Source organism: Nocardia sp. CA-128927 (assembly GCF_050955855.1).
Classification (GTDB): domain Bacteria; phylum Actinomycetota; class Actinomycetes; order Mycobacteriales; family Mycobacteriaceae; genus Nocardia.
In genome coordinates this window covers 2,434,550-2,449,605 of record NZ_CP192087.1, presented here as the reverse complement: position 1 = coordinate 2,449,605, position 15,056 = coordinate 2,434,550, and the positions used below count along the sequence as shown (strand labels likewise).

The 15,056-nt window shown below is 63.6% G+C and carries 13 protein-coding genes; 10 read left to right on the top strand and 3 right to left on the bottom strand.

Annotation, left to right across the window (positions count from 1 at the left end):
* Positions 1-71: 71 nt before the first annotated feature.
* Positions 72-851, top strand: a complete 780-nt coding sequence (locus ACQPW1_RS11590; protein ID WP_433662725.1) for a hypothetical protein — start codon at positions 72-74, stop codon at positions 849-851.
* Positions 852-1,045: 194 nt separating this feature from the next.
* Here ACQPW1_RS11590 and ACQPW1_RS11585 read toward each other — a convergent pair.
* Positions 1,046-2,259 (bottom strand): IS3 family transposase gene (locus ACQPW1_RS11585; protein ID WP_433665210.1). Its coding sequence is split into 2 segments (ribosomal slippage): positions 1,046-2,028 and positions 2,028-2,259, totalling 1,215 coding nucleotides; the frame shifts between segments, so codons are not numbered across the junction.
* 125 nt (positions 2,260-2,384) lie between these two features.
* Between ACQPW1_RS11585 and ACQPW1_RS11580 the strand changes: the two genes are divergently transcribed.
* From ACQPW1_RS11580 to ACQPW1_RS11560, 5 genes are all read left to right on the top strand, one after another.
* Positions 2,385-2,693, top strand: a complete 309-nt coding sequence (locus ACQPW1_RS11580; RefSeq protein WP_433662724.1) for a hypothetical protein — start codon at positions 2,385-2,387, stop codon at positions 2,691-2,693.
* Positions 2,690-3,232: a hypothetical protein gene (locus ACQPW1_RS11575; protein WP_433662723.1), complete on the top strand. Its 543-nt coding sequence runs from the start codon at positions 2,690-2,692 to the stop codon at positions 3,230-3,232. The genes ACQPW1_RS11580 and ACQPW1_RS11575 overlap by 4 nt, the downstream gene beginning before the upstream one ends.
* Before the next feature lie 259 nt (positions 3,233-3,491).
* Positions 3,492-4,301 (top strand): hypothetical protein, encoded by an 810-nt coding sequence (locus ACQPW1_RS11570; RefSeq protein WP_433662722.1) that lies wholly within the window; start codon positions 3,492-3,494, stop codon positions 4,299-4,301.
* 112 nt (positions 4,302-4,413) lie between these two features.
* Positions 4,414-5,025, top strand: a complete 612-nt coding sequence (locus ACQPW1_RS11565; RefSeq protein ID WP_433662721.1) for a hypothetical protein — start codon at positions 4,414-4,416, stop codon at positions 5,023-5,025.
* The gene (locus tag ACQPW1_RS11560; protein ID WP_433662720.1) at positions 5,022-5,963 is read left to right on the top strand and encodes a bifunctional DNA primase/polymerase; all 942 of its coding nucleotides are present in this window, start codon (positions 5,022-5,024) and stop codon (positions 5,961-5,963) included. Before ACQPW1_RS11565 ends, ACQPW1_RS11560 begins: the two co-directional genes overlap by 4 nt.
* A gap of 167 nt (positions 5,964-6,130) precedes the next feature.
* Here ACQPW1_RS11560 and ACQPW1_RS11555 read toward each other — a convergent pair whose 3' ends face one another.
* Positions 6,131-9,541 carry a tetratricopeptide repeat protein gene (locus ACQPW1_RS11555; RefSeq protein WP_433662719.1) on the bottom strand — a complete coding sequence of 1,137 codons (3,411 nt, stop codon included), beginning with the start codon at positions 9,539-9,541 and terminating at the stop codon, positions 6,131-6,133.
* Between the two features lie 58 nt (positions 9,542-9,599).
* On the bottom strand, positions 9,600-9,929 hold the full coding sequence (locus ACQPW1_RS11550; RefSeq protein WP_433662718.1) for a trypco2 family protein: 330 nt from the start codon (positions 9,927-9,929) through the stop codon (positions 9,600-9,602).
* 194 nt (positions 9,930-10,123) lie between these two features.
* Between ACQPW1_RS11550 and ACQPW1_RS11545 the strand changes: the two genes are divergently transcribed.
* The 4 genes from ACQPW1_RS11545 to ACQPW1_RS11530 all read left to right on the top strand — a co-directional run bounded on the left by ACQPW1_RS11545 (position 10,124) and on the right by ACQPW1_RS11530 (position 14,878).
* A complete protein-coding gene (locus ACQPW1_RS11545) occupies positions 10,124-10,909 on the top strand; it encodes a hypothetical protein (RefSeq protein ID WP_433662717.1) in 786 nt (261 codons plus the stop codon).
* A 46-nt stretch (positions 10,910-10,955) separates the two neighbouring features.
* Positions 10,956-11,369: a MepB family protein gene (locus ACQPW1_RS11540; RefSeq protein ID WP_433662716.1), complete on the top strand. Its 414-nt coding sequence runs from the start codon at positions 10,956-10,958 to the stop codon at positions 11,367-11,369.
* Between the two features lie 306 nt (positions 11,370-11,675).
* Positions 11,676-13,538 carry a ParB N-terminal domain-containing protein gene (locus tag ACQPW1_RS11535; protein WP_433662715.1) on the top strand — a complete coding sequence of 621 codons (1,863 nt, stop codon included), beginning with the start codon at positions 11,676-11,678 and terminating at the stop codon, positions 13,536-13,538.
* A gap of 113 nt (positions 13,539-13,651) precedes the next feature.
* Positions 13,652-14,878, top strand: coding sequence for a hypothetical protein (locus ACQPW1_RS11530; protein ID WP_433662714.1), 1,227 nt, complete (start codon positions 13,652-13,654; stop codon positions 14,876-14,878).
* Positions 14,879-15,056 lie beyond the last annotated feature (178 nt).

Sequence of the window (15,056 nt, the reverse complement as noted above, 5' to 3'; positions counted from 1 at the left end):
CTATGCACCAAACCCGCACGCAACGCCAATTGCCTTGCGCCCCAGGCGCTCCAACTCGCCAGGAGTCTGTCATGCCCACCCCTGTGATAGAAGTTCGTCGTGCGTTGACCGACACCGAAATCGGTGCCCTCGCCGAGGGCATCGCCAACGCAACATCGATGCCGGAGTTGCTCTCCGCCGCGGTTCGCGGCCTGTTCGACACGCTGTTGGCCGATCACGGCCGCCGGTTCGACGACTTCGACCACGATCACCCACTCGATCCTCGACACTTCGCGATTCCCAGCATCCAGTGGCAGGCGCTCGCCGGCGCGGTCACCTCCCGCGCCGACCAATGGGGGGCTGCCACCACGATCGGATTCGAGTTGGTCAATATCTGGCCGAGTACCTTCGACGACCCGGCCGTGCCCGAACCCTATCTGACCGTCATCGACCGTCGCCCTCACCAATTCCACATCCACGTCAGCCGGGATGCTGCCGACGAAATAGCCAAGTGTGAAGACCACCTCTCGTCGCTGGCCAACTACTACGGCCACACATCGACGCACTACCTCGACGCGATGCACAGTTGGCACACCCTGGTGGTCGGATTGTTCGCCACCCGCCACGGCACCGACACCACCGTGACGCGTGACGGTCGTCTCTCGCTACTGGTCAACTGCGACCACCTGACCTACGCCGCGATATTCCGCGGATGGCACCGCAATTGCACCGACCCCGCCTGCCACGCAACCGCGTCCGACGACGGATCCTGGCGCAAGCCCTACGACAGCGCGCCAATTCTCGACCACGCTCACACGCCCAGCTATCCGTTCAACGCACCCCAACCTGGCGATTGGTCGTTCCACTCGTAGATCGCCAACTACGAGGCCATCGACGGCGCACTCGGGCTCTCCCTGCCGGACAACCGGCCTGCTGCCGATCATCTCCGGCGGCGATTTCGAACACGAGCCCGCCCCGCTACCAGACCCTTTCAACACCCCGCACGCATACCGGCCACAGAACGCGCGTGAAACACAGTCTGAATCCCCCCGGTGAGTCCGGAGACTTACGGGTTTGACAGCTCGGCGGGTTGCTGGGCTGGGTGTTGACAGTAGTAGGCGGTCTCCATCTCGGCGGGTGGCAGGTCACCGCAGTGCTGATAGAGCCGCCGGTGATTGAACCAATCCACCCATTCGGCGGTGGCCAGCTCGACGTGATCGACCGTGCGCCAGGGGCCGCGTGGTTTGATCAGTTCGGTTTTGTAGAGACCGTTGATCGTCTCGGCGAGCGCGTTGTCATAGGAGGATCCGACCGCGCCGACCGAGGGTTGGATCCCGGCGTCGGCGAGCCGTTCACTGAGGGCAATGGACATGTATTGCGACCCTCTATCGGTATGGTGCACAACATCTTTCACGTCCCAGCCGTCGCGCTCACGGGTCCAGATGGCATGTTCGATCGCATCGAGCACCAACGCGGTGGTCATCGAGGTGCCGGTGCGCCAACCCAGGATGCGGCGGGCATAAGCATCGACGACGAACGCGACATACACCCACCCCGACCACGTCCGGACATAAGTTATGTCGGCCACCCACAACCGGTTCGGTGCCGCGGGCGCGAATCGTCGCCGCACCAGATCCGCCGGCCGGGCCGCGGCCGGATCGGCGATCGTGGTGCGTTTGACCCGTCCGCGTACTGCCCCGCGGAGTCCGAGCTCGCGCATCAATCGTTCCACCGTGCAGCGCGCAACCCGAATTCGTTCCCGATTCAGTTGCAGCCACACCTTTCTCGCGCCGTAGACGCCGTAGTTCTGTGTGTGCACGCGTGTGATCTCTACCTTCAGCTCCTCCTCACGCTGCTCACGTCGGGGCGGAATCCGGTCGCGGTGTTCGTAATAGGTCGATGGGGCGATCTTGACGCCGAGCTCGGTAAGAACGGCGCAGATCGACTCGACACCCCAACGCAGGCCACCGCTCTCACGATGGCCCTGATGTTCGCTGATATATCTGACGGTCAGCGCTGTGGCCGGTCCAGTTCGGCCGCGAAGAAAATCGAAGCTGATTTCAGAATTGCGTTGGCGCGCTTGAGTTCTGCGTTCTCCCGCCGCAACCTTTTGAGCTCATCGGACTCCTCGGTAGTGACACCCGGACGGGCACCAGTATCGATCTGGCCTTGGCGCACCCACTTACGGACCGTTTCCGGGGTCCCGACTCCCAGCAGCTCGGCGACCGCGCGCATCGCAGCCCACTCCGACTCGTGCTGTTGCCGAACTTCGGCATACATCCGCACCGCCCGATCACGCAGCTCGACCGGATACTTCTTCCTCGACGACACGACTCCATCCTTCACAGAAGATGAAGTCCCCGGACTCACCGGGGGGATTCAGTCCGGCAGAAAGGCATCAACACATGCGCACCATCGGATACTGCGAGCACTGCCGCAAGGTCAAGAACGTCACCATCTCCCCGAAGAACCTGATGTACGACCACCTGATCGGCATTTGCGACGACTGCGCCGCCGACCTTGAACCACCAGCTGGCCGCGCTCCGCGCGGCCCCACCGACTCCGTACAACCCCCGACCAACCGGCGCGATAACGCTGCACGGCATGACGACGTGACGACATCGCCACACCAGGGCGCGGGCCACAGTCCCGAAGATCCACCGCCGCAACCACATCCACACCCCGACCGACTAGCCGACCGGCCGCTCCCGTGAACGACTCACCGAACCACCCGAGACGATTCGACACCGGCCCTGCGCTGGACATGCCGGTCGAGGCGACCCGTGACGTCATCGTGACTACCGACGCAGGCCCACCGCAGCGACGCGAACAGTCCCCCTGGACGACCCATAACATCGCGCCACTGCACATCGACGAGCCCGGTGGAAACGCTGCGGCGGTGGGCTGGTCGGTCCGCTGGATGTGCGTCCATGCCGATGGATCCGGTGCCGCGGTCACCGTGGTTTGGTATCGACTGGACTGGTCGATGATCGACGAGAACCGGGATCCCGGCGACCGATGGGATGTCAAGCGGCACATCGAGTACATCACTTTCTCCGATCCCGACGACATCGCCGGAACCGAGACCTGGTGCGGCCAGCTGGATGAGTTCCCCTTCGATCTCGGACCCGACAGCCCGAAGCAGGCCGAGCGATGGGCCCACAACGGGGCACACCGCGACCTGCGCGATCCGGCTCGGTTCGTGCCCTGCTTCGCTTGGGACGGCCGCGAACCGATTCCCGACCTGCGTTGACGGCACACCCGGGAGCGCACCGCCGGACCCGCACTCCTCCACCGTCCCGACTGACGTGTCGATGTTGTGAACGGGTTCGCCCGTGTGGCAGGCGCTTGTGATGCTGCCGACGGCGGTCGGTCGTGTGTCAAGCCTGCGGGAAAAGCGCCCGCAGGCTTGACACCCTTCCCGACGCCGTGGCGAGGGGGACACGCCTACCACACGGGCCGAGCCCCGCCTCTGCGAGTGCTCGCACTGCCCCTCGTCACAGGAGTGAGCCATGAAACTTCTCTACACCGCGACGTGGACCGACCACGCCCAGCACGCACTCGCCTCCGCGATGGCGGCGTTCACGACCTGGGTCGCCGCCGAAGCATCGGTCAACTCATTTATCACAGCACGCCAACAGTTTTCGCGCCCCGATCACGACGAGTACTCGGCGTCGCTGGTCGAGCTGCGTGACGGAGGCACCATTCAGCGGACACGGCTGTGGGCTGTACAAGACCGCCCCCTGTCCGGCACGTCTTCCACGACCATCAGTGTCGAGGTACGGGGCGAGGGCCGGTCGTACGCCGCGCCGTCGATCGTGGCGTCACTGCTCGGTCACGGCTTCCGGCCGGGTGTCGGCGAGGACCTGTTGACCACGGCACCCCGCTATATTGCCGGGGCAGCCGACGGTGAACAGCTGGCCGAGCAGGTATCGGCGTTCGATCGTCGCGTGCCGATCGTGGTCATGATGCACATGCCCGACCTGTTCACCCGCCTGCGCCGTAGCGCGTCCGGCTTCGACACGATCGCGAACCGCACCGCTGCCGCGGTCGCGGGCGTGGCCAATGTCGTGGTCGCCGACCCCGGCAGCGTCGCAGAGTTCAACGACGCGCTCGGCCCCGACCACGCTGTCGGTCCCGGCGACTTGCGGATCTTTCGACCGGGCGTGGATCCGGCGGTCGACGGCGAGCACGCCAATCACCCACGGCTTTCACCGGGCCGCTGGTACGCAGACGAATATCTGGCACCCCGTTACGTAGCTCGCCGCACGACCACCCCGCACACCGCCGCAACGCGGCGCCGCGCGCCCGTACTGGTCTGAGGTTCCCTGACCACCCGATTTCCGGCGGGCCCACGACGAGCAGCGCCCGCCGGAACCTCAGGTGCGCACCGCCGGATCCCGAACGCCCTGCTCGTAGGAAGGGACAAGTCTTATGCCGGGAGCACGTAAGCGCCGTGCCGACCGAATCGCCGCAGTGATTCCGCTCGTGAAAAACCTTCAAACCCACAGCCGCGAATGCGACAGCGTCTGGTGGGCCCGCCGAACCGATCGGCAGGACTGGTTCTGGCTGACCACACCCTTCTCGGTCAACGCCCGCGGCGACACCGCGATTCAGGAATCCAATTACGAAGTCGCGCAACAATATATCGCCGCCCTCTCACCGTTCGGCACTGACTATCGCATCGATCTCTGGCCGGGCGGACGGATCCACACCCTGACCGTGCGTGCCGACGACGCCGCCGCGCTGCGTGAGCTCGACCGGATCATCACCGCGTTGCAGGACTGCCCGATCCTCGACGAGCAGGACGTCTCGGCGCGGGAGTGGGACCACAATCATCCCGACGGCGGCGAACGCGAATGCTACGCCGAATCGTGCTGTACCTGCGTCTACCGCACACATCGCCACCATGTGGAGGTCACGGCCGGCGGCTCCGCCTATCCCGAGTGCGCGGTATGCGGGACCGACGTCGAGGACTGGAATCCCGGCCGATACGACCCCACCGATCCGCGTCCCGATCGCCAGCCGACGGGCCCCCGATCATGACCGTCGAACAGTGGGCGGACGCGGTCGGCGTGCAACTAGCCCACATCGCGCCGGGTGCCCCTTTCGCCGAACGGGTCGCGCCGATGATGCAGATGGCACTGGCCGCGGCGGCGGCCGGGAACTATGTGTTTCCTTTGCGCCCAGCCGACAAACGCCCGGCCATCAAAGGCTGGCAGGACGCGGCCACCCGAGAGCAGGCCGCTATCCGCCGATTCTGGCGCACGGTGCCGTTCAACATCGGTATCGCCTGCGGTCCCAGCCGACTGCTGGTCCTCGACCTCGACGCGGGTGCCGACAGCGACCCGCCGCCGCAATGGTCCGGCGCCATCGACGGACGCGATGTGCTATCCCGCCTGGCCGAGACCGCAGGCAGGCCGGTTCCTTCGCAGACCCTGACCGTCCGCACCCCCGCAGGGTGGCACCTCTACTTCCGGTCGCCACCGCAGTCCGATCTCGGCAACAGCACCGCCCGGTTGGGGTGGCGTGTGGACACCCGAGGCATCGGCGGCTACGTCGTCGCGCCCGGGTCGCGCTGCTCCGCCGGCGTGTATCGGATCGTTCGCCGCACACCGGTCGCGGACCTGCCCGACTGGGTGGCCGACGCGCTCACGCCGCCGCCACGAACGCCGCGACATCCGTTGGTATTACCTGACTATCGCGCCCACACCTATATCTCGAAGGTTCTCCGTAGCGAGGCGGACGCGGTCACCTCCGCGCCCACCGGTCAACGGCATCTGACACTGCTGCGTGCCGCGGGGGCGTTAGGGCGGCTCGTCGGCGGTGGAGAACTCGCTGAACACGAGGCTCGCGCAGTCCTGCACGATGCCGCCCGCCACCACATCGGATTCGACGGATTCACCGAAGCCGAGGCCGCCCGGACCATCGACGACGGCCTCGCCTATGGCGCGCTCCGACCACGCCGTATCAGGAGTATTTGACCTTCATAGACGGCGCGCGAGCTACCCATATAATGCCCGATAGGCGGCACCATCAAGTACTTCAGCAAACTGAAGCATGCCTGTGATGGGCCGGGCCGACCGCCGGGTCGAACTGGATTACAACAACCTTTAGGCCTCGAACAACGGGTCAATGTCGTTCCCTTGCACTACTCCTCGTTCGCAATTTCTTCACGAACTGCGTGTGCTTGCGCCGCCAGATCATCGTAGATTATTGATTCCCCTTCAGAAAATTCGCTGCAGATGTCGATGGCCTCCGAGATCTCATTCAATGCAGCGTCTCGCATCCCCACCTTGTGCAAAAAGGTTGCCAGATTGAGCAAGAATAAGGCCAGATTAGGAAGGAATTCTCGCGGATTCACGAGTGCCAACGCTCGTTGTATTTCCACGCATTCATTTTCTGCCGCGACTGCTTTCTCCGCGCATCCTTCAGCCATTTGCTGCCGTCCCAATGTATTCAGACAGATCGCGAGGTATGAACTGTAAACACGGGGGTTCTTAGCGGCCAATCGGCGATGTATATCAACCGATTCGCTTACTGCGTCGCGCGCTTCCGGGCCTCTATTCAACTCGATCAGCATATGCGCGAAGTTGTGCAGACTCGAGGCAAGTTTCAGTTCGTAGGCTTCTTGGTTAATCTCGGCCAGACTCCGCAGTATTCCGACCGCTTCGGACGCGGAATCGAATGCCTCATCTGGCTGACCTGCCTCGAACTGTCTAGTCGCCAAATTGTACAGGCTCGATGCCAGGTTGGGCAGGTTAGATTCTGGGTATTTGCAAACGAGCACGCGCTGAATCGCGATGGCCTCGGCGGCCGACTCAAGTGCTTGCTCGCCCCGGTCGAGCCCTCTCAGCCAGATTGACATGTTGTTCAGTCCGGATGCGAGGTCCGCCAAATATGCGTCCGGCCTGTTCTTGGCCAATTCACGATAGATCGACAGTGCTTCGGTTCCAGCAGCCAGGGCCTCGGTGTTTTGTCCTGCATCGTGCAGCTGGGCTCCGAGGCCTATCAGGCACCCAGCAAGTCGTGATTTCGCGATGTTGGGATGGGTTTCGATCGCACTGCGGACTGTTGAAACTGCTTCAGCGGCTGCGGCAAGCGCCAAGGCACCTTTGCCGGAGTGGTGTAGCTGTCTGGCTAAAGTGTAGAGCGCAGCACCAAGGTCGATTCGATAGGTTTCCGGGTCATCCGCCACCAGCCGACGGTAGATTTCGACGGACTCGGTTGCTACGTCGAGTGATTCATCTTCTCGCATCATAGTTCCCAGAAGGGCAGCAAGAGTGGCGAGACATTTGGCAAGAGTGGGCCAACCATCCGCAGCTCGGGTTTCAGTCAGCCCTCGCTGGATTTCGACCGCCTCGTTCGCCGCAGAAAGCGCCTCATGGAACTGGCCTGCCCGGTCCTGCCATAGCGCCATCTTGTAAAGGCTGACGGCAAGGAGAGCACGGCTGCGGGCGGAGCCATTGGATGATGTTCTGAGTCGCGCGACAATCGCACGGCTCAGCGAAATTGCGGGGCGTGCAAGGATCTGTGTCGCGACCGGCAGTGAATCTTGATGTTGGATCAAGAGTTCGATGTCGGTCCTTTGGTCGGAGGCCAAGTGCTCAAGTGCAGCGATCAAAGGATCAGGGGTTTCGACCTGGATAGCGACCCGAAGAGCGGCAGGTAACAGAGTCTCGTGATACTCAATACACATCGCTGTAAGACGCCGACCTGCATCAGGCATCAAATGGGTATGTGCCGTAGCACGTGCACAGACAACCAGCAGCCGTTCGGCTTCGGAATCACTGATAGCTGCTGCCAGATGGTAAATTATGCACGGACGCGTCCGATCGATAAGCAACATGCCGATCAGATGCTCAGCGACACGGTCCGGCGCCAATCCGTCGAACATTCCAGGGCCCTGGCCGGGATATAAACTCATCAGCCAGTCCCGCAGCGATGCTATGACTAGTCGGCTTTGATCGGAGAGGTCAGGTACCCGCCGCAGGACCTCCCCTAGCCGCTCTGGGTTTGGCGGTCCCAGTACAACGGTTGCTGCGACGACATCGGTCAAGGTCGCGATCGGGAGTTCAGGCAGTAACCCCTGTGCTCGGGCAGTCTTCTTCCAGTAGCCGCGTTCATGATCGAGCACACGCGCTTCCAGAGCCCGACGTCCACGGTTCTCAGCTCCACCATGTCCGAGGGCAGCAGCATCGAGAACGTCCACTAATGCATGCATCTGAACGCCCAGCACGGTCAAATCTTGCTCGACACCTACCGCGGCGGCCGCAGCCCCATCCGGCACGGGCAAATCGGTGCCGTCCTGCCATAGAAGATCCGGTAGCGCCCGGCGGAAGGACTCCGCAGCTGCGTTATAGGTTTGCTGTCGTTCCTCGGCTGTGTTATCCAGCAGGCCCAGCAAACTCACGTTGGCGTGGTCGACGATCTCGGCAACGACATCACCACCATCGATGGCCAATTGCTGCCACCACGCTCCCGCGGTGCGCGCCAACAACAGGATCTTCATGGTGCGATCCGCCCGCAATCGCGCGACTGCGCTGAGCAGAGCGCAGGCTTGGCTGGGTCGGGTCTCGGCATAGTCGACCACGACGAGAAGGTTTGTACGCACCTGCGCCACCACGCGCAGCCGCTCCGCGCTAGCACCGGGGTCGAGCCACACGACCGCCCATCCTTGCGCACTGAGACATTCTCCGAAGTGATGTGCGAGCCGAGTCTTACCCTGACCACCACGACCGTGAAGCAGCCACACGCCCAACCCTGCCACCTCGGCCCATTGCTGCAACTGTCCCAGTAATTGAGATCGGCCCTGAAAAGGCACCATGGCACGGCGAGCGGTCAGCAGCGAGGCCGGAGTCCGCACGGAGGTCGATCGGTTCAGGGGCGACTGGTGATCCATCAACTCCTGCAACTCAATTGCCTCACACCGCAACCCGTCCTCACCCGCCAACTCGGCGACAGCGGCCCTGAAGCCGGCATCGGCAAGCAGCACATAGGCTGGTACCGCCTCGAGGCCCGCGTGCTCGCGGTGCGCGGCGTCGACCGCAATCACACCGACCAGCAGACCTCCGCAAAACACCGCCGCACCCGACATCCCCTCCCACGGCGAATCCTTCCCCACGGCTGGAGTAGGTGGATACGTGTCCAGGTGCACGACATACTTATCGGCCACATACCTGTCGCCGGGATTGATGGTGCCCCGGGGTTGTTCCAGATCCGCTGGCGCAGAATCCCGTTGAACGAAATCCGGCAAACCCCATGTGCGGCATGCAAGACCGGGATCGAAGGTAACTGTTCGACCCCACATCACCGGTGAGACCAGGGGCGGATCCCACGCCGAATCTATCAATTTGATCAGTGCCGCGTCATCACGACCGCCAGCGATACCTCGCCATGCCACGAGCCCGCTGTAAACGCTCCTCCGGCCAGGTTGGAACACGGTTACCGTCGTCCCGACCTCCGAAACGACATGCGCCGAGGTCAGGACCAGATGGGTGGCGATGAGATAGCCCGAACCCCGACGTTCGCCGCCCACACCCACAACCCGATCGCGTTCCACGCTCCAGCCTCTCCGATCACTGACGCCTACGTGATCCTTCCGTTCGGCTCAAACCATTTCAGCGACCGAGGTGTCCGGACGTATCTCCCGGACCGGTTTCGCCGTTGGGCTCGCCGCCGACAAGAACGTCTCCGCCACCGGGACGCTGCGGATTCAGTGTCAACGACACCCGATGCTTGCGTGTCCTCGAACCACCAGCCTCAACATCGCCCGCGACCACCCAAGCTTTGAACCCGCCTTTGACTTTGGCATCGGCGCGTAGTTCCACCTCGAATGCCATCTCGATCGGCCCAACTGCAAACTCGATCTCCGCCCCCGAACCCTGGGCAGCGGCAGCAAGAAGTTGATCACGAAGGGCGGCGACGGCGTCCCCCAATTCGATGTCCATAACCACTCATCGCTGTCGGTTCAGGAACCGCTACACCTTTGCTGTGCCGCGAGACACCCTCGTTGTGTCCAATCTCGCCGTGGACCACCCGACACCCGTCCTCCACGTTCGGTTGGCCAGGCGAAGCCGAGCCGGTACCCGACGCCGGAGCACACCAGCACAAGCTACGCGAGGAATAGCGCACTCCGGAATACATGACCTTCACCAGTGAATTGGTCCGGCGTCTCGCTGAGCCCGCAATGATGTCCACCGAGAACACGGCTCGGCTGCACCACCCGTCCCGCCGTGTTAAGACAGTTGGTGTGAGGCTCAAGGGGAGAGAAGTTCGTTACGGGGTGGTCGGTGCCAGCGCGCTCGGCGGCGTCCTAGCGATCAGTGCGGTCGTGCTCATGATCCAGCAGTGGTCCGAACTGCAGCCAGGTCAAGGCGCGGTCATCGGAGGCGGTGCTGTCCTCAGCGCAGCATTCCTGACGTTCTACAGTCAGCACAGGTCCAGAAGTAGCGAGGAAGCTCGGGCTCAAGCCGTCTATCAGCAGCAGGAGCGGACCCGCGAGCAGACGCACCAGCGCGAGGTGCGGCGTGCGCTCCACGATCGTTACGCCAAGATCATCGAGCAAATGGGCCAACCATCGGAGGCAACCAAACTGGGCGCTATCACCGCATTAGCGTCTCTAGCCGACGACTGGTATGCGATCGAGGACGCTGGCGAGCGTACCGTCTGCATTGGCCTGCTACTCAGCTACATGTATATGCCGGAGCCGGAATGGCCTCCTGGTCTTTCGATCGAAGGGACCGCGCCTCAGCACATCAGGGAACATCGTCGAGTCAAGAAGGCCATCGCTGAACTCATCAGCAGTCGGCAGAAGCTCGCTCCTGAAGATCCGCGCTCGTGGTCGTCGATCTTCCACTACCCACAGCAGAACGGGGCCGGTGGCACAACGCCACCGAGTTCCGCGAACTCGGCGATGAACTCAAACTAACTCCACCACGGACCATCAGCTCCAGGCTGCACACATACCCGCAGACATGACGCGCCATGTGGGCGACCCATTCGTGACCGTGTGGAAGAGGTCTGTTGGCGGGCCCATCCAGCCCTTCGACGCCACCGATCCCGTCCACCTCTTCGTCATCAACACTGGTGACCGGGACCACTTCGGCCTGTTCATATTTCCCGTCGGCATGCTTCGCGAACACGGAGTCGTATCGGCAACCGGTTCTGGCGGCAAGCGGTCCTTCCGCGTCTACCCGCCATGGATGCGCACTACCAACCGCCAGGCCAGCAGCGCGCAGGCGTGGCACGTGGACTATTTCCCTGCGCGTTGGGCGCGACATACCTGTCGACACCGCTCGTGCCCAAGCCCTATCACCGGCGGGTCGCTGCACCTGTCCGCCCACCCGCAGTCGCAGCACCTCCGCCCATTCCATCGAGGGCTGATATGACATCCGGCCAGCCATGCGTGTGCCGCCACTGCGGCGATGACATCTGGCTCGACGAGTACCACAGCTGGCTCGCGGGCCCGTTCGCCGCCACGCATTGCGACTTCCATCTTGTTCGGTGTCTCAACTGCGACGGCGAAAAAGGGCACCTGGCCTGCCTGCGTTGCGGGGGCGACGGCTACGAGACCGGCTTCCACGAACCGTAGGCCCGCATCTCTGCGCCTGCGCACTACCTCACACGGCTGCTACGCCCGGCCGAATCCCGCGCGTCCATCACCGGCAACCTTTGAAACATCAAGGGAGACAACCATGTCGATAGACATCGCCGCATCCGCACCAGTTTCCGAATCCACCGACGCTCTCGAGCAACTCCTGGTCCAGCCGCCTTCGCTGGACCCCCGCATCCTGGTGGTGGACGACAACGTCCGCCGAACTTTCGACGACACCTTCGAATCCGATCCCGAGCTGGTCGAGCTTCTGACCGCAGTTCGCGAAGAGGGCGTCTCCATTCCGATCATCGCCGAACTTACTCCCGACGGCAGTATCAGCGTTATCGATGGCCAATTGCGTGTACTGGCTGCGCGCAAAGCGGGTCTGGACGCCGTACCGGGTTGGGTTCGCCGCGCCCCCGACCTCGACGACAAAACCCGGGTGCTGACGCGGATCACCAAGCAACTCGGCACCTACCGCCGCGTCGCCTTGTCCAAGGGCGACCACGCTGCCGCGGTGGCGCTCATGCTGGATCTGGGCATGCCGGTCACCAAAGTGTCCAAGGCAACTCAGATGAAGAAGGACGTCGTGAAAACCACGGCCCTGATCGGTAAGTCGCCGACTGCCCGACGACTGCTCGACGAAGGCTCGTTGGACCTCGCCCAGCTCGAGGTGATCGCGGAATTCGAGAATGCCGGCGACACCGACGCCGTAGCGCGCTTGGAGCAGACCGACGCCCGCGATTTCAACTGGACGGCGCAGTTGTTGCGCGACGAACGTGACCAGGCTCTCGCCCACCAGGCTGAGGCCCTCGGCTACACCGAACAGGGCTATCGCGTCCTGCACGAGGACGACTTCTCGCAGGACGCCGACGGCTACGTACCGATCGACGAGGTTCGCACCCCCGACGGCCTGCAAGTCACACCTGCCGCCACCCGGCAACACCCCGCGTTGTGGGCGGTCTACCTTGAGCACCTCGACGACGAGCTCGACATCACCGACGCCGAGACCGGCGTGCCGGTCGATCCCGACACCGTGGACTGGGACACCGACACCGACACCGACCGCACCGCCCAGGCCGCCGATGGGCTGCGCCACGCCGACACCATCAAACTGTCACCGTGGCGTCCGTGGTGGTACATCCGGCCCGACGACATGACCGCCGCCCACGTCATGCCCGCGCCCATGGACGACGACATCGAACTCACCGAGCCCGACCCTGTGTCACCATCTCCGACCGGATACAACGACGATCCGGATGTCCATTCCGAGGAGATCGAAGCCGCCGCCCCCGGCACCGCCCTAGTGGCCTCCGTCACCGCCGTCGACGATCCTGACGACACCGCCGAGATCGAGGACCCGCACGAAGCCCAGCGCCGCAACACGGCTCGTATCGCGGCCCAGCGTCTGGCCGCCGACCAGGCCGCCAAGGTGCAGGCTGCCCGTGCGGAGGCGACGCGCTTGGCGGCCGAGCGCCGTGAGGCCGAGCGGCAGGCAGTCGCGCGGATCGAGAAGCTCTGTGACCAGGCCAAGGCGGTCAACTTCGCCCGGCGCGATTGGCTGATCGAGCACATCGTGCCGCGCAAAACCCTCACCAAGGACGAGGCCCAGTTCGTCGCCGCGTCACTACTGCGTGATCCGGAGCTGTTGAGCCGGTTCGGTGCCGCTGACATGGCGCTGCGGCTGCTGGGATTCGCCAACGCCGAAGACGCCGCCGCGTCGTTGACCGAGGCGACCCGAGGCCGGGCCGACGTCTATGTCTACATCCTTGTTCTCGCAGGCTATGAATGGCTGATCACCAAGGATCTGTGGCGGATGCGCGAGGTTGCATCCGGGCGGGACAACCACAACAACGTGTCGTTCTACCTGCGCTTCCTCGCCACGCGCGGCTACCCGCTGGTCGCCATCGAACTCGCCGGGCTCGGCGAGCTCGATCCGGCCTCCATCGAGACCGACCTCTAGACACACAGCCGACTGTGATCCGTTCATCCCCGCGTTCGCCGGTGTGCCCGACCCAGTGGGCACACCGGCGAACTGCCTCTTCTGACCGTTTCCCCGATTGGAGATGGCTTCTCATGTCCGTGCTCACCCGTGTCCGCAACGCCACACTCGACGACATGGTCGCTCTGCTGCAAACCCAGCAGGCCGCCAAACTCGACGTCGTCGCCCCTGTCACCGCGTTGACCTGCCGTGACGGATTCATCGAACTGACCGGAGCCGACCCCGTCATCGACGACGCCGGTGTCACCCCGGTCGACGGCCGGTACCTGCCGACTATCTCCGCCGACGACGACCTCGCCGAAAAACTCAACATATCCCGCCGCTACCTGCGCCACCTGCGTGACATCGGCCGCGTGGACCTGTTCGACGTGAACATCAACGGCAAAATCCACGGCCGCGTCCCCGGCTCCGACAGCCACCATGAGCCCGACCAGCGGCGGTTCCTCCTGCGGACCTTCCGCGGCGATCCCGGCGGACCAGGGGTGCTGCGGGCGGTGCTGTCCGACCGCTTCGGCATCTGCGACAACTTCGACGTATTGACCGCCGTTCTCGACGGCATCAACCAGGCAGGCACCCCCGTCACCATCCGCTCCTGCGACCTGACCGACTCCGCGATGCACGTCAAGGTCTACTCACCCGCCGTCGCCCAACTGGCTCCGGCTCTGCTCGCCAACTACCGCAACCCGTTCGCCACATCACAACTCGCCCACGACCGCACCGCCGTCACCACCCCGCCCAGCCAACCCACGCACGCCGCCCCACCGCCGCCCAGCGATCCGGATCTGCCAGTCATGTTCGCCGGTTTCCGCTTTTCCAACTCCGAAACCGGCCACGGCGCGGTCGTACTGAAACCCGAACTCTACGTCCAGATCTGCGGCAACGGACTGACCCTACCGATGCTGGCCGTTCGCGACGTCCACCTCGGCAGCCGACTCAAGGCCGGCGCTGTCGCCTGGTCCCAGGACACCTACGACAAGCAATTGGCCGTCGTGACGGCCAAAACCCGCGACACGGTCCGGCATTGGCTCTCGCCTCAATTCCTCGCCGAACAGATCGCGCTTCTGGATACCACCGCAACGACTCCGGTGACCGAACCGGATAAGACGATCACCGTCATCGCCAAACAGATGCGTTTCTCCGACGCAGAACGCACCGGAATTCTCAGCCATTTTATCGCCGGTGGCCAGCTCAATGCCGCGGGGATCGCCAATGCAATTACCAGCTTTTCCCAAACACTGGCCGATCCCACCCGGGCTGACACCCTCGACGACCTGGCCGTCGAAGCCATGGCATTGGCATGACCTGATCCGCCGACGGATGAAGAAATTCTCGAGGCCGTGAAGCGAGAATTTCTAAATGGTGTGCTGGATCACGTATTCCAGCCAGGCATCAGGTCGTTCAGCGACTTATCGGTCCACCAGCAGCTTTCCGATGCCTCTGCGACGCGGGTCGCCTGCTGTCGTCGTTGTCTTCCGAAAG